This window comes from Flavisericum labens, from assembly GCF_045446075.1.
Classification (GTDB): Bacteria; Bacteroidota; Bacteroidia; order Flavobacteriales; family Flavobacteriaceae; genus Flavisericum; species Flavisericum labens.
The window spans coordinates 1-24,215 of record NZ_JBJJBQ010000001.1 but is presented as its reverse complement, the minus strand read 5'-3'; the positions used below and the strand labels follow the sequence as shown (position 1 = coordinate 24,215).

The window sequence follows — 24,215 nt, the reverse complement described above, 5'->3', positions numbered from 1 at the left end:
TTTTTTAATAAGCAAATGAACATCAAACAGCAATTATACAATCAGTGCCAAGAATACGTAAACAACCGTTTACGAACCATCAATAATGCCATTCTTGAAATTCAAAATTCGTTAACTTCAGAAACCAAAAGTAGTGCTGGCGATAAGCACGAAACAGGTCGTGCGATGCTACAATTAGAACGTGAAAAAGCTGGAAACCAATTGGCAGAAATTGAAAAAACAAAACAAACTCTATCTAAAATAAATATTGAAAACTCTTCAAAAACTATTGGTTTAGGAAGTGTTATTTATACTACCCAATCCAATTATTTTATTGCTATTAGTGCTGGAGAATTAATAATCGAAAAACAAAAATTTTATGCGATTTCGGCAAATACACCAATAGGGCAATTGTTAATGGGAAAAACAAAGGATAATACAATTGAATTTAGAGCACAGACGTTCAAAATCAATGAAATTTTATAGACTGTTTTTGTCAATAGCTAGGTAAACTGATTGCCCAATTTTTAGTTTAGAAGGGTTTTCAAAAAATACTTTTTCGCCATTCAAATCGGCTTCAATGAGGTAGTAACTTCCTTTAAAATAACTTTTTGTAACCATAGTTTTCAAATCTGATTTTTCAACTGCCTTTAATTGGTTTGCATAAATAATTTTGCCATTAATGGTGTTGAATTCTCCAAAGAAAGACGCAATTAATGGTGTTTTAGGTTTATGATATAGCTGTTCTGGAGTGTTGTATGCTTCAATGTTATGGTCATTTAAAACTATCATGTGGTCAGCAAACCCAAGAACATCTTCCTTGTCGTGTGTGGCCACGATACAAGTGATATTGTTGTCTTTTAAATGTTTAAAAACATTTCGTCTTAAACTCTGCTTTTTAAAGTTGTCTATGTGGCTAAAGGGTTCATCGAGAAGTAAAATTTCAGGTTGTTTGGCCAAAGCCCTGGCTAAAGCGACACGTTGTTTTTGCCCGCCACTTAATAGCTTTACCGTAGTCTTCGCAAAATCGGTAAGCTCAACTACTTCAATTAATTCGGCCGTACGCAGCTTTTTTTCTTCTGGATAAAAATTAGATAGAAACTTACCTATATTTTGCTCAACAGAAGTAACGGGCATCAAATCGAATTCCTGTGCCACATATTTTATAAAATCGTAACCTACTACCAGATTGAATTTTGGTCCGAGAATTTCTTTGTCTTTCCAAAAAACATGACCTTCATCCAAATCGTATTTACCATACAAAACTTTTAGCAGAGTACTTTTTCCAGCGCCACTTTCACCAATGATGGCTAGATTTTCACCTGGTTTAACTTTAAAGGAAATCTCTTTTAAAACAGGCGTTTTTTTATAGGAAAAAGTGAGGTTTTGGACATTTAGCATATGATTGTAAAAATAAGCTAATGAAATTTAATGGTTTGTCAGGCTCTTATATCCCATATTGAAGAGTGTAAAAGCAAAGACATCAGCGTATTGTTCAATGATTTTACTTACAGGGGTGCCAGCACCGTGGCCCGAATTCGTTTCAATTCTGATTAAAGTGGGGTTTGTTCCGCTTTGTTTACTTTGCAGCTCGGCGGTAAACTTAAAACTATGTGCCGGAACCACGCGGTCGTCGTGATCTGCAGTAGTAATTAAAGTAGCAGGATATGTTGTGCCCTTTTTAATATTATGCAAAGGTGAATAGCCTTTTAAATATTGAAACATGGCTTTGCTGTCTTCAGCTGTTCCGTAGTCGTATGCCCAGCCAGCTCCAGCAGTAAATGTATGATAACGCAGCATATCTAAAACACCAACAGCAGGCAAGGCGACCTGTGCCAGATTTGGGCGTTGGGTCATTACTGCGCCAACCAAAAGTCCGCCATTAGAGCCACCTCGTAGTGCTAAATATTCTGATGAGGTATAGTTGTTTTCAATGAGATATTCCGCGGCAGCGATAAAATCATCAAATACATTTTGCTTTTTCATTTTAATACCCGAGTCGTGCCATTTTTTACCATATTCGCCACCACCACGTAAATTGGGCACAGCCAAAATACCGCCTTGCTCCATCCAAACTACATTGGTGGTACTAAAACTGGGTGTTAAGCTAATATTGAATCCGCCATAACCGTACAAGATAGTTTGATTTTTTCCGTTGAGTTCCAATCCTTTTTTATGCGTGATTATCATGGGGATTTTAGTGCCATCTTTGGAAGGATAAAATACTTGATGGCTTTCATAATCTGATGTATTAAAATGAACAGAAGGCTCCCAAAATAGGCTTCGATTATCTGTATCGGCATTAAGTTTATAAATATTCAGAGGTGTATTGTAATTAGTAAAATAAAAGTAAATGGTTTTTTGGTCTTTTTTGCTTCCAAAACCCGAAGCAGTACCTAATCCGGGAAGTTTAATATCTCGTACAAAAGAACCATCGTAACGAAACTGTTTCACCTTTGAAACCGCATCAACCATATAGTGCGCAAACAAATAACCACCCCCTTTTGAAATGGTTAATACATGCTTGGTTTCCGGAATAACATCCACCCATTTTACTGGAATAGGGTTTGAAGCATCAACCGAGACCACTTTTTTGTTTGGTGCGTTTAAGTTGGTTATTAATAGCAGTTTATCGCCGTCATTGTCAATGAGCGTGGTGTCGCTATCGGTGTGGCTCAGAATTGTTACAAACTTGTTGTTTGGTTTCGATAGGTCTTTAATCAATAGTTTGTTTCCTGAGGTTGAAACGCGTGGTGTTATCACCAAAAACCGACTATCTTCGGTAACCTTAGCGTATATGTAGCGGTGTTTTTCTTCTGGTTTTCCACCGAAAATTAATGTGTCTTCTTTTTGAGTAGTTCCTAGTTTGTGGTAATATACTTTGTGTTGATCCGTTTTTGCCGAAAGCTCGCTGCCCTCTGGTTTGTCGTAACTGGAATAATAAAAGCCTTCATCTTTAAACCAAGAAATTTGAGAAAATTTAACGTTCACCAAAGGGGCTTCGACTGCTTCTTTCGTTTCTGTATCCATTACAAAAATTTTTCGCCAGTCGCTGCCGCCTTTAGAAACCGAATAGGCTAAAATCTTGCCATTTTTTGAAAAGCTTAGTGCGTCCAGCGAAATCGTGCCATCTTCTGAAAATGTGTTGGGGTCTAAAAATACTTCAGCTTCTCCATTTTCTTTTTGCCTGTATATAGCACTTTGGTTTTGTAAGCCGTTGTTTTTTGAAAAATAATTGTAATCGCCCTCTTTGAAAGGTGCGCTGCGTTTTTCATAATTCCATAGTTCTGAAAGGCGTTCTTTCAATTGGTTCCTAAAAGGAATGCCCTCTAAATATGAATTGGTGACTTTATTTTGTGCTTTTACCCAAGCTTCAGTTTCTTTGCTTGTATCGTCCTCGAGCCAGCGGTAGGGGTCCTCCACTTCAACACCAAAATAGGTGTCTATAATATTTTCGGCTTTAGTTTGAGAATATTTCAAAGCAAAATTTTAAAAATTTCAGTTTCCAAAAATAAATAAAAAAACTCCTGTAAAAGCATACAGGAGTTTTAAATATATAATCTAAGATTTAGATAACCTACACTAATTTGTTTTCAATTAAATATTCAGCAATTTGAATGGTATTGGTAGCAGCACCTTTACGAAGGTTATCGGCCACAATCCACATATTTAATGTGTTGGGTTGCGTTTCGTCCCTTCTAATACGGCCAACAAAAACTTCGTCTTTTTCATGTGCAAAAATAGGCATTGGGTATGTGTTGGTTTCGGTATTATCCTGAACTATCACACCCGGAGTTTCGCTCAATAATTTGCGTACATCGGCCAAATCGAAATCATTTTCAAATTCAACGTTAACAGACTCTGAATGCCCTCCAGCGGTTGGAATTCTAACAGCTGTAGCCGAAACAGAGAACGAGCGGTCGTTCATAATTTTTTGTGGCTCACGCGCTAATTTCATCTCTTCTTTGGTATATCCGTTTTCTTCAAAAACATCACAGTGTGGTAATGCATTTCTACCAATAGGGTAAGGATAGGCCATCTCGCCTTCAATACCGGCAATTTCGTTTTCTAATTGACGTACAGCTTTAACACCAGTGCCAGAAACCGATTGGTAAGTTGAAACTACCACGCGTTTCATTTTATATTTTTTATGAAGCGGATTTAACGCCATGACCAATTGAATGGTTGAACAGTTAGGATTGGCAATAATTTTGTCATCCTTTGTTAATTCATTGGCGTTGATTTCTGGAACCACCAATTTTTTGGAAGGATCCATTCTCCATGCTGAAGAATTATCAACCACTGTAGTACCCGCTTCAGCAAATTTTGGAGCCCACTCTAGTGAGGTGCCGCCACCTGCAGAAAATAAAGCAATGTCAGGACGCATAGAAACAGCTGTTTCCAGACCAACTACCTTATAATCGGTGCCCTTGTAGGTTATGGTTTTACCCACAGAGCGCTCAGACGCTACGGGAATTAATTCGGTTATAGGAAAATTGCGTTCTGCAAGAACTTTTAGCATCACTTCGCCAACCATACCAGTGGCGCCAACAACAGCTACTTTCATCTTTTCTAACGTTTTAAAATTTGTGAGGACAAAACTAAGTATTAATTCCATTTTAAAATCTAAAAAAAGCCCCCATTTTTAAAAAACAGGGGCTTTTTAACAACAAATAACAGGTTGTTATATTATTTACAGTTTGTTATTTTTTTAACAAATCTCTAATTTCACCTAATAACTCTTCTTGAGTAGGGCCTTTAGGCGCCTCTGGTGCAGGTTCTTCTTTTTTCTTCATTTTGTTAACCCCTTTTACAATCAAGAACATCACAAAAGCCACAATAATGAAGTCGATAACGTTGGTTAAGAATGCACCCCAAAGTACTGAAACTTCTCCTGCCATTTCGCCTGCATCGTTTAAAGTTCCTTCTTTAATAACATATTTTAAATCTTTGAAATCTGCATTGAAAATTAATCCAATCAACGGAGACACAATCCCCCCGGTAAATGCTGTTACTACTTCTTTAAAAGCAGCACCCATAACAAAACCAACTGCAATGTCAATAAGGTTACCCTTCATTGCAAATTCCTTAAACTCTTTTAACATAATTTTAAATTTTTTGTTAGTAAAGGTCAAATTAACTAAAAAAAATTAACATTTGATAATTTTTTACTTTAAGAAAACCCTTTTAACCCGCTGTGATATAGATGTTATAAGCTCATAAGAGATTGTGTTTGCCGTATCAGCAATAGTTTCGGCCGTTGGGTTTTTACCAAAAACAATAACTTCATCCCCTTCGTTACAATCAATATGGGTTATATCAACCATAATCATATCCATACAAACATTGCCAATAATTGGGGCTTTTAGGTTATTTATGGTAACATAGCCTTTACCATTGCCGTATTGTCTGCCAATGCCATCGGCGTGGCCAATGGGTAATGTTGCCGTTTTTATTGTGGTATTACTTTTAAAACCTCGGTTGTATCCTACAGATTCACCATTTTTTATTTGATGAATTTGCGAAATAACTGTTTTTAAAGTGCCAATGGGTTGCAAATTTTGGTTCTCTTTTTCAGAATTTCCAAAACCGTAAAGGCCAATGCCGCTCCTAACCATGTCAAAATGCGCTTCGGGGTAATTTAAAATTCCAGAAGTATTACACATGTGAAGTATTGGTTTGTAACCTATAGCTTTTGTAAAATTATTGGCAATAGTTTTAAACCGTTCAATTTGGTTTTTTGTGAACGCTTTTTCACCAAGATCTTCGCTAGCCGCCAAATGCGAAAAAATAGATTTTGCTTTTATGGCTTCGGAAGTTTTCAGTTTCAAAACGATATCATCGACGGCCTTTTCATCAAACCCCAATCGGTTTAAACCAGTGTTGAATTTAATATGAACGGGATAGTTGCTTAACTCGTCCGCCGAGGCAACTTCCATAAATTCCTTTAAAATTTTGAAGCTATACAAACTAGGCTCTAAGCAGTGCTCAATAAGCTGTTTAAAATTTACCGTTTGGGGGTGTAAAACTAAAATGGGTTTGGTAATGCCTGCTTTTCTGAGTACCATGCCTTCATTAATGTAGGCTACTGCGAAATAATCAACCTCCAAATCTTGTAAATAATTAGCAATTTCGCAAGCATCACTACCGTAAGCATACGCCTTTACAACTGCCAAAAACTTGGTTGGCGGTTGTAATTTAGATTTAAGGTGTTCAAAATTATGGTGAAGTGCGTTAAGGTTTATTTCAAGCACTGTTTCTTGTGCTTTAGGCATCGGAATCTTTGGGTTTGTTTATTATTTCTTCGGCATCGTTTACCTTCATGTTTCTTACTTTATCGCGCAACATGGCTTTGTAGAATGCGGCACGGCTAAGCGGCTCGTATTCTTCAACTTCTCCTAATAGCACCAAATTGTCATTTTTAGATTTTCGGTAGCTGTATTGGGCCAAATTTCCGGTACGAGTACAAACGGCATGTACTTTGGTAACATATTCGGCCGTTGCCATTAAATTGGGCATGGGGCCAAAGGGGTTACCTTTAAAATCCATATCCAATCCGGCCACAATTACCCTAACGCCTTTGTTGGCCAAATCGTTACAAACCCTAACGATTTCATCATCAAAAAATTGGGCTTCATCAATACCCACAACATCACAGCCATCGGCCAAAATAGGTATGTTGGCGGCGGCTGGTACGGGCGTTGAGCGAATTTCATTATCATCGTGGGAAACAACCATATCTTCATCATAACGCACATCAATGGCGGGTTTGAAAATTTCCACTTTTTGTCTTGCAAACTGCGCACGTCTTAAACGTCTTATAAGTTCTTCGGTTTTGCCAGAAAACATTGAGCCACAGATAACTTCAATCCAACCAAATTGTTCTTTATGATTTACCGTATTTTCGAGAAACATTTCGTAATTTTAGCACTAAAACAAAGCAATTATTAGTTCTGTATAAAGGTGGCGTAAATTTAGTAAAAAACAAAAGCCTATAGCACAATAATTTTAAAATTGTAAACCATGAAGAAGAAGATAGAAGCCGAGTTGATAAGTATCGCGGAGAGGATTATTGATTTAAAAGGGAAGGAAGATGTACTTAAAATGCATGCTGAGGTATCGGTGCTTTACGAAAAGTTATCGGTATTGAAATTTGCACACGATAATTTTGAAGGCGAACTGCCAACCATTGGAAATGATACTGTTTTTTTTGGAATGCGAGGTAAAGCTTTTGATGATAAAATAAGCCATAATATTGAGGTTGAAGATAAAATATACGTGAACCTTGATGAAGATGAAGAGGATGCTATTATGGAGCCAGTTATGAACAAAATCAAAGATATGGTGGCCCAGATGCCAGATGATACCGATGATAGAGATACGGCTTTTAAAGAAGCTAAACCGGAAGCACCAATAAAGAAATATGATTTGGAAGATATTACCGCGGGGTTTGATGAAACCCCTATTTTTGAGCCTGCAATTCACAGTCAAAATGGGCATCCTGATGAAAAAAAATCTTTAAACGATAAACTGAAAATAGGAGGATTAAACATTGGTTTGAACGACAAAATAGCATTTATAAAACACTTGTTTGAAGGCCAGAGCGAAGACTACGACCGTGTAGTATCACAGTTAAATACTTTTCAGACCTATACCAATGCCAAAAACTTTATAGAAACTATGGTGAAACCAGATTATAATAACTGGCTTGGTAAAGAGGAATTTGAAGAACGTTTTATGCAAATTATTGAAGCCAAGTTTAACTAAAGTATGAGTAAACTCTACATTGTGCCTACACCCATAGGTAACCTAAAAGACATTACCTTCAGAGCTATAGACGTTTTAAAAGAAGCTGATTTAATCTTGGCCGAAGACACCCGGACTTCAGGTAAACTATTAAAACATTTTGAAATTTCGACCCACATGCAATCCCACCACATGCACAACGAGCATAAAACGATTGAAAGGATTGTGCAAAAATTAAGAAGCGGGACTACCATAGCTTTAATTAGTGATGCTGGTACCCCGGCCATTTCTGACCCTGGGTTTTTATTGAGCCGCGCTTGTATAGAAAACAATATTGAAATAGAATGTTTACCTGGCGCCACTGCTTTTGTGCCTGCTTTGGTAAATTCTGGTCTTCCCAACGATAAATTTGTTTTTGAAGGGTTTTTGCCCGTTAAAAAAGGGCGCCAAACCCGATTGCTACTTTTGGCACAAGAACTTCGAACCATGATTTTTTACGAAAGTCCACATAAATTAGTAAAAACTTTAGGTCATTTTTGTGAATATTTTGGTGAAGACCGCCAAGTGTCGGTATCACGAGAGTTGACTAAACTTTACGAAGAAACCATCCGTGGAACGGCACATGAAGTATTGGAATATTACACCAACAAACCGCCAAAGGGCGAAATAGTTATTGTTGTGGCAGGAACAAATAAATAGAGATAGATGTCATCCTGAACTTGTCACACTGAGTGGAGTCGAAGTTTTATTTCAGGGTCTTATCATGACAGTACACTATTTTAAATTATAGAAATGAATATAAATACATTTAAGAATAAATTAAAAGAAACTCCTGAAGCTATTGAATTTTCAGAAACTATGGCTGTAATAGAGGCTAACTATGAATTTACGCCAACGGCTTTTAAAAACGGAAATATTCAAAATAGAGCAAGCGAAAATTCTGGGTCGTGTAAGTTGTTAGCTTTCGCCAAGATTCATGGCTTTTCAAAAGAAGAGGCATTGGCTTGTTTTGGCAAGCACTATTTTGATGATGTATTGAAAGACCCGAACGGAAATGGACATCAAAACATCCGAAATTTTATGAAAACAGGTTTTGATGGTTTGAGTTTTGAAACACAGCCTTTAAAGGAAAAATAGTAGTTTTTGTCATTCTGAACTTGATTCAGAATCTCATCAAGTAACATGCAAACTTTACTCAAAAATATAAAACAATGCACGATTTGTAAATCACATTTACCTCTTGGTCCGCGACCTGTGGTTTCTGCACACCCTCAATCAAAAATTGTAATTGTTGGTCAAGCTCCTGGAACTAAAGTGCATGCTTCTGGAATTCCCTGGGATGATCCCAGTGGCAAACAGTTACGTGAATGGCTTGATGTTTCAGATGAAGAATTTTATGATGAAACCAAATTCGCTATTATCCCCATGGGGTTTTGCTATCCAGGAAAAGGAAAAAGTGGAGACTTGCCACCACGCCCCGAATGTGCACCGCAATGGCACCAAGCTTTGTTTGAGGAAATGAAAGAGGTGGAGTTGGTACTTTTAATAGGTATGTACGCCCAAAAATACTATTTGGGCAAGAAGGCTAAAAACACATTAACCGAAACCGTTAAGAATTATAATGAATATCTGCCCAAGTTTTTACCGTTACCGCACCCGTCGCCGCGAAACCGATTTTGGTTGAGTAAAAACCCATGGTTTGGGGTTGAGGTTTTACCCGAGCTACAATTAGCAGTGCGTGAATTTATTTAAAATTGTTTTAAGAATTCTTGATATTTAAATACTTCTTGGGGGTTGGCTTTAATATCTATACGTTTTATTTCTTCATTATTTTCGTTCAATTCTATTATATAGCTTTTGTCGCCATCCTCCAGCATTCTAAAATATAATTTTAGGGAGCCATCTTCATTGAAAAACTTCATGGCTTCAAAATCGTCATAATTTGATGAAATGTATTCAGAAAACACCTTTCCGCTTTTAATAGTTTGAGTAAGGCTCCGTCCGTCTTTTATGAACATTTGAGATTCAATGTTACCAATCAAATCGTATGAGATAGATTCAACTACTTTTTCATCCTTGATTTTAGATTCAGATTTGATATTTCCATTATCAAAATAAGTCTTGCTTTTTCCGTAAAGTATGCCATAGTTGTATGTGCTTATTTTTGATAAATTTCCCAAAACATCATATGTTTTCTCTTCACCATGAAGTTTGCCGTTAACATAATGGGATTGAGAAAAAATTTTCCCGTTATTATGAAAAATAATATAAGCACCATTTAAAATGCCCTCTTTCACTTTAAACTCTTCCCATTTTTTAAATTTATCACCAACTACAAAATAGCCACTCATGGGTTTGCGGTTTTCGTTGTTTCTGTAAACACTTATCCCGTTGTATGAATCAATAAAGTATGAGTTTCTTTCAATTAGTTTAAAGTTGTTATTATCCGTTTCATTTTTGCAATTATAATAAAAGCCTAAAATGATTAATAAAGTAAGTGTAACAAGTTTTTTATGAGTCATGTTTGTGTTTTTTCATATTTGCTAAATGTGCTTTCCTTCACTCCAGCCATACTTTCCTAAATACCGCTCACCACTTTCAACGGCGCCATCTTCAATAGTGGTTGCCATGCTATCATTCCATCGGTTTAGGTAGCCAAAAAGCGAAATTACCCCGAGCATTTCAACAATTTCACTTTCATTCCAATGGTCGTACAATCGACTTTTTATACTTTCATCAACGGCATTCGGCACTTGGCTGGCTGCCAGACTAAAATCTAAAGCGGCACGTTCGGCTTCGTTAAAGGCAGGGTGGGTTTTGTAGTCCCAAATATTATCCAGTTGTTCTTGTTTAGCACCGTAACGTTCTGCGGCACGGATGGCATGCGCTTGGCAATATCGGCACCCTGTAGCGTTGCTGCTTACCCAGGCAATCATTCGCTTTAAAGCAGATGTTACACGGCCTTCATTGGCCATAACGGCTTTGTTTAAATTAATAAAAGCTTTGCTGATTTCTGGGCGGTGTTGCATGGTAAGTACCGAATTGGGACAAAACCCCAAGGTTTCATTAAAAAATTCAGCTAATTTCTTGGTTTCCAAATCATGATCGGCAGATAAAGGCTTTACTAAAGGCATTGTTGTGAATTTTGTAGTATTTTTGATATCTACAATTAACAAAAAAATAGTTTAAATGGCAGTAAAAGTTTCTACAAAGTGGCTAGGAAACATGAGGTTTGAAAGCACGAATCCTTCTGGGCACAATTTATTTATTGATGCAGGAGAGGAAAGCGGAGGAAAAGGTGAAGGTTATCGTCCAAAAGCCTTGATGCTTTCTGGTCTTGCCGGATGTTCGGGGATTGATGTGGCCGCCTTGATAAAAAAAATGAAATTAAAGGTTGATGATTTTAGTATTGAAATTGAAGCCAATTTAACCGAAGAACATCCAAAATACTACGATAAGGTAAGCGTGCATTTTCATTTTTATGGTGAAGATTTAAATGAAAAAAAATTACAGCGTGCTGTTGATTTGTCCATTGAAAAATACTGTGGCGTTATGGAAATGTTTCGTCAATTTTCAAAGATGGATGTGAAAACTCATTTCCATTATGATAAAGTGGATTTTTTTCCTGTAGGGTAGTTTAAGTTGTTTGTATGCGTTGGACCTTAAAACCACAACCTGATTCTGATAAAGTTAAATCGTTACAAAAGGCTCTGCAAGTCGATGAAAATATCTCTACTTTGCTTTTGCAGCGGGGTATTGAAACATTTGATGAGGCCAAACGGTTTTTTAGGCCCAAACTAAAGCACCTGCACGACCCGTTCTTGATGAAAGACATGGACAAGGCCGTGGCACGCATTGAGCAAGCTTTTGCTAATAAGGAAAACATTTTGGTTTATGGCGATTACGATGTGGATGGCACAACGGCAGTTGCATTAATGTCTACCTATCTTAAAACGCGGCATGGATTAGTCTATACATATATTCCTGATAGATATGATGAGGGTTATGGTATATCGTATAAAGGGATAAACTTTGCGCTAGAAAATGATTTTTCCCTCATTATAGCACTCGATTGTGGAATAAAATCAGTCGAAAAAGTGGCACATGCCAAAACATTAGGTATAGATTTTATTATTTGTGATCACCATAGACCAGGGGATGAAATTCCGGATGCCGAAGCCGTTTTAGACCCCAAGCGAGAAGACTGCAACTATCCTTATAAAGAATTATGTGGTTGTGGTGTTGGCTTTAAACTTGTTCAGGCATTAGCATCAAAACAAGGAAAAACAGCTGCCGATTTAACCGAATATCTAGATTTGGTGGCCACAGCTATTGGTGCCGATATCGTTCCCATTGATGGCGAAAATCGCGTATTGGCCCATTTTGGCCTAATGGTAATAAATACCAATCCCAGACCAGGAATTAAAGCTATTTTAAAGCAGGTTGAAAAAACAGAACTTACCATTACCGATGTAGTTTTTGTTGTGGCACCAAGAATTAATGCTGCTGGCCGGATGGAGCATGGCAATTATGCGGTAAGTTTATTGGTAGAAGAAGAAGAGGAACTGGCCGAAAAGTCTGCTGAAGGCATTAATAACTACAATTTAAATAGGCGCGAAACAGATAAGCAAATTACTGAAGAGGCCCTTAACCAGATAGAGGAATTAAATGAACAAGACCGATTAAGCACCGTAGTTTATCATCCAGAATGGCATAAAGGCGTTATAGGGATTGTGGCGTCGAGGTTAACGGAAACGTATTATAGGCCTACTTTGGTATTTACTAAAAGTGGCAATAAATTGGCCGCATCGGCAAGGTCTGTTAGAGGTTTTGACGTTTATAACGCCTTGGAAGCTTGTAAGGAACACATTGAACAATTTGGTGGACACAAATATGCAGCGGGTTTAACCCTTGAAGAAGAAAACTACGAAGCATTTAAACAGGCTTTTGAAGATATAGTGTCTAAAACCATCGACCGAAACTTACTGATACCAGAGATTAATATCGATACCCAAATCGACTTAAAAGACATCACGCCAAAATTTTATAGAATTTTAAAACAGTTTGCTCCATACGGCCCTAGTAATATGACCCCCGTTTTTATGACCGATAACTTGGTTGATACAGGCTATGGAAAGTGCGTAGGCGAAGATAAAACCCATTTAAGGCTTACGGCTACACAATCTGGCTCATCAAGCACATTTGTCTGTATAGGCTTTAGTATGGGAGACAGGTTTGATGTTATTTCTGAAGGAAAACCATTTAAATCTGTTTACTCCATTGATGAAAATGATTGGCGGGGTAATGTAAGTTTGCAATTAAAACTAAGAGATATTAAATAGTTTTAATTTTATTGAATAAAATAAAAGTATAAAACAATTTATTTTAGAATTTAACATAAAACTAAAACAAAAATCAATTTAATTTAGTTTTTCTTATTTTTGTAAAATAAAATATTTTTATGGATAGCTTTCAATCAGGAAAAAAAATAAATCAAGGATTTTATAAAAGTTTTGAACCTAATTTAATTAATAGGGAGTGGCAAATTACAGATATGCAAGTTTTTGCTCTATTAAGTAAAGCAGATAGGCATTTAGGAAGGCTGGATATGTATTCAGAATATGTAAACTTAGATTTATATGTGAGTATGCATATTGCAAAAGAAGCTACTCAATCTTCTAAAATTGAAGGTACACAAACCAATATGGAAGAAGCTTTTTTAAGTAAGGATGAGGTTTCAATAGAAAAAAGAGATGATTGGGAAGAAGTACAGAATTACATAGCTGCAATGAATGAAGCCGTTAAAATGCTCCATACGCTTCCTTTCTCGTCAAGGCTTATAAAACAGACACATAAAATCTTGTTAAGCGGTGTAAGGGGAGAGCATAAAATGCCTGGAGCATATAGAACAAGCCAGAATTGGATTGGTGGAGCATCAATAAATGATGCTGTTTTTATTCCACCAAATCATAATGCAATTAACGACTTGTTGTCAGATATTGAAAAATTTGCAAATGATGACTTAAACCAATTGCCTGACTTGCTTAAGATAGCTATTATTCATTATCAATTTGAAACTATTCACCCTTTTTTAGACGGCAATGGAAGAGTAGGTCGATTATTAATTACTTTATATTTGGTAAGCAAGGGGATTTTAAAACAACCCATTTTATATCTGTCTGATTTTTTCGAAAGAAATAGAATGCTCTACTATGATAATTTAATGCGGGTAAGGACACATAATGATTTATCTCAATGGCTTAAATTTTTCTTAACCGGAATTATTGAAACGGCACAAAAAGGAGTTAAAACATTCGACGGAATTTTACAACTTCAAAAGAATATTGATGAAAAAATTAAAAAATTAAAAGGAAGAAGTACCAGTGCAAAACAGCTAATAGACTACCTATACACAAAACCTGCAATAAACGCAACAACAGTCGCTGAAGTTATAGATAAATCTCCAGCATCGGCTTATAAGCTTCTTAGAGATTTAGAAAAATTAAAAATTTTAGAAGAGGTTACGGGTTCGGAAAGAGGTAGAATCTATATGTTTAGGGAGTATTTAGATTTATTTTCTAACAGAAATTAATTCTATGGCAAAAACAGACCCGTATGCCGCTCTTCGGATAAAGGAATTCAATATATTCTTGCTAGTACGGTTTGTCCTAGTTTTCGGCTGGTCTATGCAATTTATTGTTATAGAGTGGGAAGTATATAGCCTAACCAAAGACCCACTTTATCTCGGGTTAATTGGCTTAATGGAAATTATCCCGGCATTTACAATGGCACTGTTTGCCGGACATATTGTTGATCAAAAGGAAAAACGAAATTTATTGGCCATTTGTATTGCAGCTTTTTCGTTAATTAGTTTAGGTCTTTTTTTATTGACATGGAATAAGGTTGTTGGCAATTGGAACACAAATTCTATTTTATATGTTATTTATGCTTTGGTGTTTTTTGGTGGCTTTTTACGTTCGTTTTTTGGCCCCACTATTTTTTCGTTGGTAGCACTTATTGTTCCGAAGAAAATATATCCCAACGCCGCAACTTGGAGCACGAGTACATGGAAAGCCGCGGCTGTATTGGGGGCTCTTTTGGGCGGCTTTTCCATTCATTGGATGGGCGTGCCGAAAACGCTGTGTATGATATTTGTACTTGTTGTTATTTCCTTTATTTTGACTTTTCTAATCAAGAAAAAACCGATTTTAAATCCTAAAATAGGAGAGCCTGTTAAGGAAAGCTTAAAAGTGGGTGTGCGTTTTGTATTTAGTAACAAAGCCATTTTAGGAGCTTTAACCTTAGATATGATAGCTGTTTTATTTGGGGGAACGGTCGCATTATTGTCGGTATTTGCTCAGGATATTCTAGAAGTTGGTTCGAAAGGTTTTGGCATTTTAAACGCTTCCATTTCTTTGGGAAGCATTTTTAGTATGTTTATGACCACCTATTTACCTGTAAGTAAAAATGCCGGGAAGAAATTATTGGCTACTATTTTTGGTTTTGGTATTTGTATTATTGTCTTTGGTCTATCAAATATATTTTGGGTAAGTGTTCTGGCCTTATTTTTAAGTGGAGCTACCGATGGGGTTTCCATGGTGATTAGGCAAACCATATTGCAGTTAAAAACACCCGATGATATGCGGGGTAGGGTGTCGGCAGTAAACTCAATGTTTGTTGGGTCTTCAAACGAATTGGGTGCTTTTGAAAGTGGACTGGCAGCAAAATTAATTGGCCCTGTGGCAGCAGTGGTTTTTGGTGGCACCATGACATTAATTACTGTTGCTTCGATAGGTGTTAAAAATCCAACGTTGCGAAATTTGGATTTAACCGAAGATTTTGAAGCCAGTGAAAAAGAGGATTAATATTCTTTTAATTGAAATGTTTCGCCATCAAAAACTCCGAAGGTGTAATAGGTAATCCAGTCGCCAGTGTTGACGTATTTAGATTTCTCATTGAGATTGATTTCTAATGGTAAATGACGGTGACCAAATACAAAATAATCGCGGTGCTTTTCTTCAAGTTTGCGTTTACAATACAGCGCCAGCCATTCGTTTTCCTCACCCAAAAATTTGATGTCTTCATCGCCAGAAATCATTTTGTTTTTTACTGAAAGGTACTGCGCCATACGCACGCCCAAATCGGGGTGAAGCCAACGGAACAGCCATTTACAAAATGGGTTTGTGAATACCTTTTTCATCCGTTTATAGCCTTTGTCGCCCGGGCCTAAACCATCGCCATGGCCAATAAAAAAAGTCTTATCATTAAAAGTAAATTCCTTTGGCTTGTGGTAAACGGGAATGTTGAGTTCTTCCTCAAAATAGCCATTCATCCAAAGGTCGTGGTTGCCCACAAAGTAGTAAATGGGTATGCCAGAATCGCTTATTTCGGCCAGTTTACCTAGGGTTCTGGTGAAACCACGTGGCACTACGGTTTTAAATTCCATCCAGAAATCGAACAGGTCGCCCAGTAAAAAAATGGCTGCTGCGTCATGCTTAACCTCGTCTAACCAGGCTACGAATTTTTTTTCGCGCGGAAGTGAGGCTTTGGCTGTTGGGGCGCCCAAATGGTTATCGGAAGCGAAGTATATTTTTTTTCCTTTTGGAATTTGCATGGCGTAAATATACTTAATTCCTGTGAAGACAGGAATCTCACCTTTTTATTTTTGATGTTGCCTTTGGTGGTATTATTAACCATTGGTTTAAGCCAAGAACACAGCAAGGTGGTGCGCTAGGGATTGCAGTGGAAAGCCCGCAGCGACGCCGGAGCGCGTACTTGCAACGTAAAGCCCGACCTGAAAAGGTAGCGCCCTAAATGTTATCGTATGAAAACCATTCGGCAAATGAACTTTCGGTTTCTTGTAGTTTTAAACTGTGTAGGCTGATGTGCTGGGGTAGGCGCTTACTGATTTTATTTGCAAAATCAATAACCATCATCTCGCTTGTGGGCTGATAATCGACCAAAAGGATGTTGTGCCCGCGATCTTGCAGTTCTTTTGCCAGCTCAACGTGCGGGGTGTTTTTGTTGAAGACTGTGGCATGATCGAACACATTTACAATTTCTTCTTTTACAATTTTTTTAAGGTCGCCAAAATCGATAACCATGCCATATTTTACGTTGGAACGGTCGGCTATGGGTTTGCCAATAACGGTAACAAAAAGCTTGTAACTGTGGCCATGAACGTTTTTACATTTTCCGTCGTACCCGTATAGTGCGTGGCCGGTTTCAAAATCGAATTTCTTGGTAATGCGAATGTTGTTGCCCATGGAGAAAGAATTATGTTGCAAAGATATTGATTTTGTTTTACCAACCGATTTTTAGATTACATTTGCTCGCTTTTATTTAACTACAGATAGGGCTTATTTTGTTAATGATTTATGAATCATCTCTTTGAGTCTATTGATTTTGAGGAAAACCCTATTTATGAGCAGATTATTGCCAACATAGGGAAAAATCAGTTTAGTATTGTTGAGAATTTCTTCACTCCCGATGAGGTTATGCAGCTAAGGCAAATGTTGCTTAAAAAACATGAAGTAGATGCCTTTAAAAAAGCGGCTATTGGTAATCGGGTTAATGAAACCATTGTAAAATCAATTCGTGGCGATTTAATTTTGTGGATGGATGAGAGCAAAGCCAATACTACCGAACAGTTATTTTTTACTAAAATAAATGATTTGGTGGCGTATTTAAACCGCACTTGCTTTTTAGGGATTTTACACAAGGAATTTCACTATGCTATATATCCTTCAGGAACATTTTATAAGCGACATATCGATACATTTCAGAACGACGATAGGCGAAAACTATCATTTGTTTGTTATTTAAATGAAGAAGATTGGTTGCCCGAAAATGGTGGCGAACTGGTGCTTTATCTTAATGAAAATGGTGAAGAGAAGGAAGAGGTTATTTATCCCTTTCCTGGAAGAATCGTAATTTTTGAAAGCCAAGTTATTGAACACGAAGTAAAGCCCGTAAATACGAAACGTTTAAGTATTACAGGTTGGCTAAAAACAAGGTAGTTTTATTTGGTTTATCTACGGCCTCTGTTTCGGTTGTAAAAGTAAATGATGATTAAAACTATGGCTAAAATTAGAAAAAGTCTGTTGCCCATTATTCTTTATTTATTTTATTCTTGTTGTATCTGTAAATGAGGTAAGCAATTACCACTAAAACGATAAAAGGTAATATAGTGCCAATAAAAACGCCAATTTCGTAACCTTTATCTGGAGCACTGGCTATTTTTTCTTTTATGGCGTCGATATCTTGCGCGACAGTAGTTAAAAACATTATAGTTACGTTTAATGGCAAAGTTATTGTTTTTCTCCCAATGGTAAAAAGGTCTGCCGGAATTTCACAATTAAGGGAATGCCTCGAGCCAACATCCAAAAGGTCATGGCAATAAATATGGCGTGTAGTTTATAGCCCAAACTATCCAGCCCAAATAAAATGGGAACAAATATGATGAAGGTAGAAAATAACAATACGTTTCTGAGGTATTTCATTTTGCCTAGACCTTTAAAAATGCCATCAAAAATAAAGGCTAAAGTACAAAGCGGCTGCATGGCCAAGATTATCCAGAAGATGTTGTAAAAGGCATTTAATACTTCGGGTTCTTTGGTAAAGATACGTCCGATGGGGTAATAAAAAATAGCACCTACCAGACCTAGAATAATACCTATGACAAGTCCATATTTAATCAGTTTATTGCTTAGTTGAATTAAGGTTTTGTAGGCTTCGGCACCAAATAATTTACCCGATAGAATATTTCCTGCACCAGCATAGCCATCAATTACAAAAGCACCAAGAAACCATAAGTTAATAGCAATGGTATAGGCCGCAATATAGCTGGGTCCATAACTTGTAGCGAAAGCACTGGCATAATACAAGGTAACGTTAAGTGCCACTGTTCGGACAAACAGATTGAGAATCATAAAGATAAAGCGCCTGATTTCTGGATTGAACGGAAAGCTCACCCTTAACGGAATAACCGTTTTTTTTAGCAAAAAGTAAGCGGATAAAATCGCCATTAAAATTTGAGCTAAAACGCTCGCATAGGCAGCTCCTTCAATATTCATTGGGGTAATGTAGCCTTCAATGCCGTAAACCAAAATAACATCTAATACAATGTTGGAAGCCGCCCCAATAATGGCAATTATCATGGGGTGATAGGTGTTTTGTAATCCTCTAAAAGCCCCAAAAACAGCAATGGTAAATAGGGTAAACGGAAATCCCAAGACTCTTATTTTATAATAAATGACGGTGTAATCTAAAATAACATTGGAAGCGTTGTAAAGTTTGAAAATAAACTCAGCAAATGGATAGGTTGAAGCAATAATAAGGAAGCTTAAAGAAGTAATAATTAAAATGGCCTGTGCAGGCAGGTTTTTAATATTGTCCAGTTTGTTGGCACCAACATATTGTGATACAATGGACGAAATAGCACTTCTTGTTTGTCCCAACACCCAAATAAGCATTGATAAAAATGTTGAAACGATACCCACAGCAGCTAATGATTCGGTGGCGTGCAAATCAATGTTGCCTACAATGGCGGCATCGGTTAGCGATAAAATGGGCTCAGAGATTCCGGCAATAAGTGCTGGGATAGCTAATTTGTTTATGTGTTTTAAACTGATGTCTATGCTCATAGAATCAAAAGGGGATTTTAAACCATAAATTTTGTTGAAAAATAAAAGCAAATCTACATTGTCCGCTTTGCAAATAATCAAAATGTATTACTTTTGCAGCGAAGTTATTGTATTTTCAGTATTAATCTATGAGTATGAAGAATATTTTAGTTCCCGTAGGGTCGTCAAAAAATGCAGTTAGCCATTTGCAGTATGCTGTAGATTTTGCTGAAGCTTTTGGAGCAAAACTTTTTGTGGTGCAGGTTTATAATGTGTACACCAAGGCTGGAACCATGATAAAGGTTGATAACATCATTGAGCGTGAAAGCATACAGTTTTTAAACTCTTTAATGTCTCAAATTGATACCAAAAATGTTGACGTAACGGTTAAAGTTTTAAAAGGAAAGTTAATTGATACTTTAGAATTGGCTTGTAAAGTGGCCAATGTAGATTTGGTTTTGGTTGAACCCAGAACAAACTCGATAAAAGACGAAGTTTATTTAGGAAAAACATCTGGTAAAATTATCAAGCAAATGCAGGTTCCGGCACTTATTGTCCCCGAAGGTTACGTGTTTTCTGCTCCAATAAGCATTTTAATGGCAGTAAAATCGGCTATTATAAAAAAGAAAAATGCTTTGGGACCATTAAGCGCGATAAGGGAAAGGTTTCAATCTTCGGTGGATTTGTTATTGGTGAAAACACCTTTTTACAATGCAGATGATTTTAAGCTTAACAAAGATTTAAAAACCTTGGTTAACAATATTACAAAAACCGAAAGCCCCACGACATACCAAGGAGTGTTGCGTCATTTTGAGTCGCACAATCCGGATATGTTATGTGTAGTTAGAAGAAAGCGTGGTTTTTTTACCAAGAAATGGGAAAAAAACACGATTTTGAAAAAAGATTTTCATAGCGATATACCAGTATTGGTATTAAGCGGATTAAAATAATTTAATGGGGATGTAACTCAGTTGGCTAGAGTGCTTAACTAGTAGTCGGGTCGTTTCTCTCATTTATTCCAATCCCTTTAATAATAGGGTTTTCAAGAGATTTTAATTTTCAATAATTATTGGTGATAAGGTATGGCGTTGGGTTTTATCACATCGTCTTTCTCATTTGGAATGACATATATCCTTTTAAACTTAGAATAAAAAGTCCGAGGGAAGTTATTACGCTGCCTGAACCTACCAATAAGGCACCCCATAGAAGAACTTTACTAGAAACACCAAAAGTTCCTCTAATTCCAATAAACAAGGTCATAGAGCCTATTATAAGGTATATCAAAGCTCTTTTAAGCGCTTTCTTTCCTATTTGTGTTCTAACCTTAAAATATTGCGACCTTACTAGGTCTTTGGGTAATTTAAATTGTTTACTAGCTTTATTAATAATATAAAACCTAACGCTAAGTTGTAGCATTTGATGAGCTAAATATTCTTCTAGTAATCTAATTTCATCTTCTTCCATTGTATATTAATATGCCCGACTTAATTGTATGGGGTAGTTAAGTTGTTTTCAACTCAGTTCTTTGTTGTAAAACGTTTTTTTATTCATTATTTAAATCAGTCCATAATTTATAAGCTCCGAGAAAAAGTCCGATGGGAATACATATTCCAAACAAGCCAAAATATTCTTTTTCAGAAATAGCCTTTGTAATAAAAAAGTAAATTATTGTGAATGAAGATATGATTCCAAATATTGCGAAAAGTTTTAACATTCCAGTTCCCATAACTTTATTAAAATTATTGCTCATTCGAGTCGAGTCCTTTGAAAGACTTGAAAAAAATAAATAGAGCATATGATATCCGACATTAATTGCTATTAGAGCAAAAATCCTTTCTTTAATTTCAATATCAGTTAAAAAAATAACAAGTAAAATACTGAAAATCAGATTTATATATCCGAAAATTTTGTAGTATTTTTTTATATCAAATTGATTGGTTATTTCCATTTAGACTATGTTTCGTAAATGTCTTGTCCTGAAATATGGCTACAGGTTAAAAATTGATTTACGCTGTTAATTTATATACCATATTAGGTGTTTTAAAGTCTAAAGATAAATGTAATCTTATTTCGTTGTATAAATTAATTGCATTTTTTGTAGCTCTTTTCGCGTGTGCCACATTATCAAAGGTCTGGTCAAGATAAAATTCATCTTTCAAGATGCCGTTTACACGTTCTGCCATGGCATTTTCATAACAATGGTTTTCTTCTGTCATACTGATATCTATCTTATTTCTTTTGAGAATTTGTGTGTATACATTGCTGCAATACTGTATGCCCCTGTCAGAATGATGGATAAGTCCGTCAATATCTTTAGCTTGGTAAATGGCTTTATTAAGCGCTCTGACGCATCCTTTGAGTTCCAGGCTATCACTAAGGTCATAACCGATAATCTTTCTGGAATGCATGTCTGTAATGAGCGCCAGGTAACAAAACCCCTTTATGGTTCTGATATAGGTAATGTCACTTACCCAAACTTGGTTGGGTCTTGTGACTTCCAGGTCTTTGATGATGTTTTTGTACTTATAGAACCTGTGCATTGAATTGGTTGTTCTGGAACTGTATTTCTTTCTGAGCGTAAGCATATTGTGCTTTCTAAGGATATTAAATAAGGTGTCCCTGCCGACTTTAAGGTTAGCTCTATTAAACTCGTCCTTTAATGATTTTTCGAGCTTACGCACACCCTCTCTGGGCAGGGATTTACGTCTGTTTTTCACTATGGCCACAACCTTTTTTTCAATTTCAATACGGCTGTCTTCTCTACGTTTAAATTTGTAGTAAGCATCGCGTTTTAGTCCGAAACAGGCTGTTATAGTTGAAAGAGAAGTAAATCCCTTAGATTTTTCCTTGGCCTTTACCAGGGCTAAATATTTAGTTTTTTTTTAAGTTCAAGAACAGATTTGTATCCCAGTTGTTCTGCAGCTACTTCTAGGTAGGACTCATCCACAAGAGCGTCCATATCCTTTTTTAAAAGCAGTTTTTTAAGTTGTTCAATCTCTTTTTGAAGCTCTTTAATACGTGTTATCTCGTCTTTGGTTTTCACGGTTACTCTGGTGTTCATGAGGTCTTTACGGTTGTACTTCTTGATCCATTCGTTAATGGTGGTAGGAGCAATACCGTAAGCTTTACCTAGTTGATACTTGTTAAGTTTTCCGGTTGTTAGTTCGTCCAGAATTTTCAGTTTAAAAGGTTCTGAATACCGTCTGATTACTTTGTCATTTTTGTACATAATGTTTAAAATTATGTAGCCTTTATTCAGGACGGGTCATAATGAAGCACAACGTTGATGTATAAGGAAAGTTGCGTGTTTGTGTGCGAGGATTTTCCGAAGGAAAATCAGAAGCTAGCAAACGAGCAACTAACTTTGGTTTAGGTAAAACTAGCAATTTTTTTTATACGGTGTTGTAAGTAGTTTTTTTATTTTTTGTCCGTTGTGTTTTCTTTTACAGAGTCTTTTATTAGTGCATTATAAATATATTCAGGTGTCTTTTTCTTTAGCTTAGACATTTCTTTTTCGATGTGTTTAGAAAGAAAATCTTTTTCCTTATTATTTAGGTTTTCAAGAATTCCAACTCTACCATAAAAACTTATATTTTCATCATCTTTATGGACAAGAACGATTAGCGGATATCCTTTTTGAGCCTCAAACATTTCCAAATTATTCTCGATTCCAGTTTTTGGATTTGGTCGGTCTAAAAAATAGGTAAAACTCACATTTTTTTCGATTGTACTGTCGAAAGGGTCACTTGTCGGATTTGCATAATTTATAATTCCTTGAACTTCATAAAAATCGGTTTCGTCATAGTCCGAGTATTTCTTTTCAGACTTGCAAGAAAAAAGTCCGAATGACAGAATTAACAGTATGTTTAGCGTTTTTCTCAAATTACTTACAACGTGATTGTATATGGTTTGTTGCGTGGTTTAAGCACCTAATTTAGCAAATAAAAACCGAATAGAAAATCCGCGAGGATTTTCGTAAGTAGGCTAGAACTAGCAATAAATTATATACGGTGTTACCACACGTTTTTTATTTCAGGTTGATATTTATATGGATTTTCAAATTCAGTTTTTCCATCGTGATAGATTAAAAATTCCACGTTATTTTCTTTAAATTCTATAGTTTCTATTTTATCAATTCCAGTTACGCAAAAGTTATTTCCGACGTGTTTTATTTTGTCCAGAATAAGAAAGGTACTTTCTGTAATAAACAAACTTTCTCCACACGCCATAAATCCACCATCTCTGACTTCTATATTGTGTTTTTTATCTATTTCAAATTTTGCTTTTGGTGGATGAAATGGCATTGCTAAGAGATAGAAGAAGATAATAGGCATTTCCCAAATCAGACTCGAAATTCCAAATATAACGAGAGGAATTGTTAAAATTCCACTTAATATTTTAGTTCGAGTTTTTTTAGTCAATCCGAATAATATAATTGTCGAGATTAAGAAAGTCAGTCCAATAATTGTGGTTGTGTACTTTCCTTTAATTCTAAAGTCAAAAACCAAAAGTAAAGCACAGGTTAAAATTCCAATTAAAGAATAAAACGAAATTCGTTTAAAAACCTTTTCCAATTTTGGTAAGTCAGATTTTGTCAAAATCAGCACTAAACTAATTCCTAAAAATATTGCTATTAAAACTAAAAATTGCGTCATTTCTCAAATGTGTGGTAACGGTCTCGTATAACCGTCAGTTACGGGTTAATATGCGTTAATTTTCAGTTTGGCACTGACGCTCGCAATTCCGAGTGGATTCGGACGCAGTCGAATCCGCCGTAATTGCGGTTATACATTGTTGTAGTGCGTTTTTTTATATTCCATTTCTTTACCAACAAACCAACTTGTTATTCCGCCTTGTATAGATCCG

The 24,215-nt window shown here is 36.3% G+C and carries 29 protein-coding genes; 11 read left to right on the top strand and 18 right to left on the bottom strand.

The window, feature by feature from the left end; translation table 11 throughout:
- The first annotated feature begins 15 nt into the window (after positions 1–15).
- The gene (locus ACIEHO_RS00145; RefSeq protein ID WP_406967400.1) at positions 16–465 is read left to right on the top strand and encodes a 3-oxoacyl-ACP synthase; all 450 of its coding nucleotides are present in this window, start codon (positions 16–18) and stop codon (positions 463–465) included.
- Here the strand turns inward: ACIEHO_RS00145 and ACIEHO_RS00140 are convergent.
- From ACIEHO_RS00140 to ACIEHO_RS00115, 6 genes are all read right to left on the bottom strand, one after another.
- A complete protein-coding gene (locus ACIEHO_RS00140) occupies positions 460–1,380 on the bottom strand; it encodes an ABC transporter ATP-binding protein (protein WP_406967398.1) in 921 nt (306 codons plus the stop codon). The genes ACIEHO_RS00145 and ACIEHO_RS00140 overlap by 6 nt on opposite strands.
- Before the next feature lie 27 nt (positions 1,381–1,407).
- Positions 1,408–3,459: a prolyl oligopeptidase family serine peptidase gene (locus ACIEHO_RS00135; RefSeq protein ID WP_406967396.1), complete on the bottom strand. Its 2,052-nt coding sequence runs from the start codon at positions 3,457–3,459 to the stop codon at positions 1,408–1,410.
- Positions 3,460–3,556: 97 nt separating this feature from the next.
- Positions 3,557–4,546, bottom strand: a complete 990-nt coding sequence (locus ACIEHO_RS00130; protein WP_406967394.1) for an aspartate-semialdehyde dehydrogenase — start codon at positions 4,544–4,546, stop codon at positions 3,557–3,559.
- 136 nt (positions 4,547–4,682) lie between these two features.
- Complete coding sequence (gene mscL, locus ACIEHO_RS00125; RefSeq protein ID WP_406967392.1) at positions 4,683–5,084, bottom strand: large-conductance mechanosensitive channel protein MscL; 402 nt, start codon at positions 5,082–5,084, stop codon at positions 4,683–4,685.
- 63 nt (positions 5,085–5,147) lie between these two features.
- A complete protein-coding gene (gene alr, locus ACIEHO_RS00120; RefSeq protein ID WP_406967390.1) occupies positions 5,148–6,254 on the bottom strand; it encodes an alanine racemase in 1,107 nt (368 codons plus the stop codon).
- On the bottom strand, positions 6,247–6,894 hold the full coding sequence (locus ACIEHO_RS00115) for a thymidine kinase (RefSeq protein WP_406967388.1): 648 nt from the start codon (positions 6,892–6,894) through the stop codon (positions 6,247–6,249). The genes alr and ACIEHO_RS00115 overlap by 8 nt, the downstream gene beginning before the upstream one ends.
- A 108-nt stretch (positions 6,895–7,002) precedes the next feature.
- Between ACIEHO_RS00115 and ACIEHO_RS00110 the strand changes: the two genes are divergently transcribed.
- From ACIEHO_RS00110 to ACIEHO_RS00095, 4 genes are all read left to right on the top strand, one after another.
- Positions 7,003–7,746, top strand: coding sequence for a hypothetical protein (locus ACIEHO_RS00110; protein WP_406967386.1), 744 nt, complete (start codon positions 7,003–7,005; stop codon positions 7,744–7,746).
- Positions 7,747–7,749: 3 nt separating this feature from the next.
- Positions 7,750–8,424 carry a 16S rRNA (cytidine(1402)-2'-O)-methyltransferase gene (gene rsmI / locus ACIEHO_RS00105; RefSeq protein WP_406967384.1) on the top strand — a complete coding sequence of 225 codons (675 nt, stop codon included), beginning with the start codon at positions 7,750–7,752 and terminating at the stop codon, positions 8,422–8,424.
- 93 nt (positions 8,425–8,517) lie between these two features.
- Positions 8,518–8,862: a HopJ type III effector protein gene (locus ACIEHO_RS00100; protein ID WP_406967382.1), complete on the top strand. Its 345-nt coding sequence runs from the start codon at positions 8,518–8,520 to the stop codon at positions 8,860–8,862.
- Between the two features lie 45 nt (positions 8,863–8,907).
- On the top strand, positions 8,908–9,477 hold the full coding sequence (locus ACIEHO_RS00095) for a uracil-DNA glycosylase family protein (protein WP_406967380.1): 570 nt from the start codon (positions 8,908–8,910) through the stop codon (positions 9,475–9,477).
- On the opposite strand, the gene ACIEHO_RS00090 is transcribed toward ACIEHO_RS00095, so the two are convergent.
- Positions 9,474–10,247 carry a toxin-antitoxin system YwqK family antitoxin gene (locus ACIEHO_RS00090; protein WP_406967379.1) on the bottom strand — a complete coding sequence of 258 codons (774 nt, stop codon included), beginning with the start codon at positions 10,245–10,247 and terminating at the stop codon, positions 9,474–9,476. The two genes, ACIEHO_RS00095 and ACIEHO_RS00090, sit on opposite strands and share 4 nt — an antisense overlap.
- Before the next feature lie 21 nt (positions 10,248–10,268).
- Positions 10,269–10,859, bottom strand: a complete 591-nt coding sequence (locus ACIEHO_RS00085; RefSeq protein WP_406967377.1) for a carboxymuconolactone decarboxylase family protein — start codon at positions 10,857–10,859, stop codon at positions 10,269–10,271.
- Positions 10,860–10,914: 55 nt separating this feature from the next.
- Between ACIEHO_RS00085 and ACIEHO_RS00080 the strand changes: the two genes are divergently transcribed.
- From ACIEHO_RS00080 to ACIEHO_RS00065, 4 genes are all read left to right on the top strand, one after another.
- Positions 10,915–11,361, top strand: coding sequence for an OsmC family protein (locus tag ACIEHO_RS00080; protein WP_406967375.1), 447 nt, complete (start codon positions 10,915–10,917; stop codon positions 11,359–11,361).
- A gap of 14 nt (positions 11,362–11,375) precedes the next feature.
- Entirely contained in the window at positions 11,376–13,067 is a 1,692-nt protein-coding gene (gene recJ / locus ACIEHO_RS00075; RefSeq protein ID WP_406967373.1) for a single-stranded-DNA-specific exonuclease RecJ, read from the top strand.
- Between the two features lie 119 nt (positions 13,068–13,186).
- Complete coding sequence (locus tag ACIEHO_RS00070) at positions 13,187–14,317, top strand: Fic family protein (RefSeq protein ID WP_406967371.1); 1,131 nt, start codon at positions 13,187–13,189, stop codon at positions 14,315–14,317.
- Between the two features lie 4 nt (positions 14,318–14,321).
- Positions 14,322–15,590 (top strand): MFS transporter, encoded by a 1,269-nt coding sequence (locus ACIEHO_RS00065; RefSeq protein WP_406967369.1) that lies wholly within the window; start codon positions 14,322–14,324, stop codon positions 15,588–15,590.
- Here the strand turns inward: ACIEHO_RS00065 and ACIEHO_RS00060 are convergent.
- Both ACIEHO_RS00060 and ACIEHO_RS00055 read right to left on the bottom strand, forming a co-directional pair.
- Entirely contained in the window at positions 15,587–16,339 is a 753-nt protein-coding gene (locus ACIEHO_RS00060) for a UDP-2,3-diacylglucosamine diphosphatase (protein ID WP_406967367.1), read from the bottom strand. The two genes, ACIEHO_RS00065 and ACIEHO_RS00060, sit on opposite strands and share 4 nt — an antisense overlap.
- A 196-nt stretch (positions 16,340–16,535) precedes the next feature.
- The gene (locus tag ACIEHO_RS00055) at positions 16,536–16,991 is read right to left on the bottom strand and encodes a 6-pyruvoyl trahydropterin synthase family protein (RefSeq protein ID WP_406967365.1); all 456 of its coding nucleotides are present in this window, start codon (positions 16,989–16,991) and stop codon (positions 16,536–16,538) included.
- Positions 16,992–17,102: 111 nt separating this feature from the next.
- On the opposite strand from ACIEHO_RS00055, the gene ACIEHO_RS00050 reads away from it, so the two are divergent.
- Entirely contained in the window at positions 17,103–17,744 is a 642-nt protein-coding gene (locus ACIEHO_RS00050) for a 2OG-Fe(II) oxygenase (protein ID WP_406967363.1), read from the top strand.
- Between the two features lie 91 nt (positions 17,745–17,835).
- On the opposite strand, the gene ACIEHO_RS00045 is transcribed toward ACIEHO_RS00050, so the two are convergent.
- Together ACIEHO_RS00045 and ACIEHO_RS00040 are read right to left on the bottom strand one after the other, a co-directional pair.
- Positions 17,836–18,012, bottom strand: a complete 177-nt coding sequence (locus ACIEHO_RS00045) for a hypothetical protein (protein WP_406967361.1) — start codon at positions 18,010–18,012, stop codon at positions 17,836–17,838.
- A 23-nt stretch (positions 18,013–18,035) separates the two neighbouring features.
- Positions 18,036–19,370 carry an MATE family efflux transporter gene (locus tag ACIEHO_RS00040; protein ID WP_406967359.1) on the bottom strand — a complete coding sequence of 445 codons (1,335 nt, stop codon included), beginning with the start codon at positions 19,368–19,370 and terminating at the stop codon, positions 18,036–18,038.
- A gap of 134 nt (positions 19,371–19,504) precedes the next feature.
- Here ACIEHO_RS00040 and ACIEHO_RS00035 point away from each other — a divergent pair, with 134 nt between their 5' ends.
- Entirely contained in the window at positions 19,505–20,299 is a 795-nt protein-coding gene (locus ACIEHO_RS00035; RefSeq protein ID WP_406967357.1) for a universal stress protein, read from the top strand.
- 148 nt (positions 20,300–20,447) lie between these two features.
- Here the strand turns inward: ACIEHO_RS00035 and ACIEHO_RS00030 are convergent, their stop codons facing one another.
- The 6 genes from ACIEHO_RS00030 to ACIEHO_RS00005 all read right to left on the bottom strand — a co-directional run bounded on the left by ACIEHO_RS00030 (position 20,448) and on the right by ACIEHO_RS00005 (position 24,004).
- Positions 20,448–20,813 (bottom strand): hypothetical protein, encoded by a 366-nt coding sequence (locus tag ACIEHO_RS00030; protein WP_406967355.1) that lies wholly within the window; start codon positions 20,811–20,813, stop codon positions 20,448–20,450.
- Positions 20,814–20,892: 79 nt separating this feature from the next.
- On the bottom strand, positions 20,893–21,297 hold the full coding sequence (locus ACIEHO_RS00025; RefSeq protein ID WP_406967353.1) for a hypothetical protein: 405 nt from the start codon (positions 21,295–21,297) through the stop codon (positions 20,893–20,895).
- Between the two features lie 58 nt (positions 21,298–21,355).
- Positions 21,356–22,210 (bottom strand): IS3 family transposase, encoded by an 855-nt coding sequence (locus tag ACIEHO_RS00020; RefSeq protein WP_406968678.1) that lies wholly within the window; start codon positions 22,208–22,210, stop codon positions 21,356–21,358.
- 2 nt (positions 22,211–22,212) lie between these two features.
- Positions 22,213–22,578, bottom strand: coding sequence for a transposase (locus tag ACIEHO_RS00015; protein ID WP_406967351.1), 366 nt, complete (start codon positions 22,576–22,578; stop codon positions 22,213–22,215).
- A 188-nt stretch (positions 22,579–22,766) separates the two neighbouring features.
- The gene (locus ACIEHO_RS00010) at positions 22,767–23,231 is read right to left on the bottom strand and encodes a hypothetical protein (protein ID WP_406967349.1); all 465 of its coding nucleotides are present in this window, start codon (positions 23,229–23,231) and stop codon (positions 22,767–22,769) included.
- A 131-nt stretch (positions 23,232–23,362) separates the two neighbouring features.
- Entirely contained in the window at positions 23,363–24,004 is a 642-nt protein-coding gene (locus ACIEHO_RS00005; protein WP_406967347.1) for a hypothetical protein, read from the bottom strand.
- Positions 24,005–24,215 lie beyond the last annotated feature (211 nt).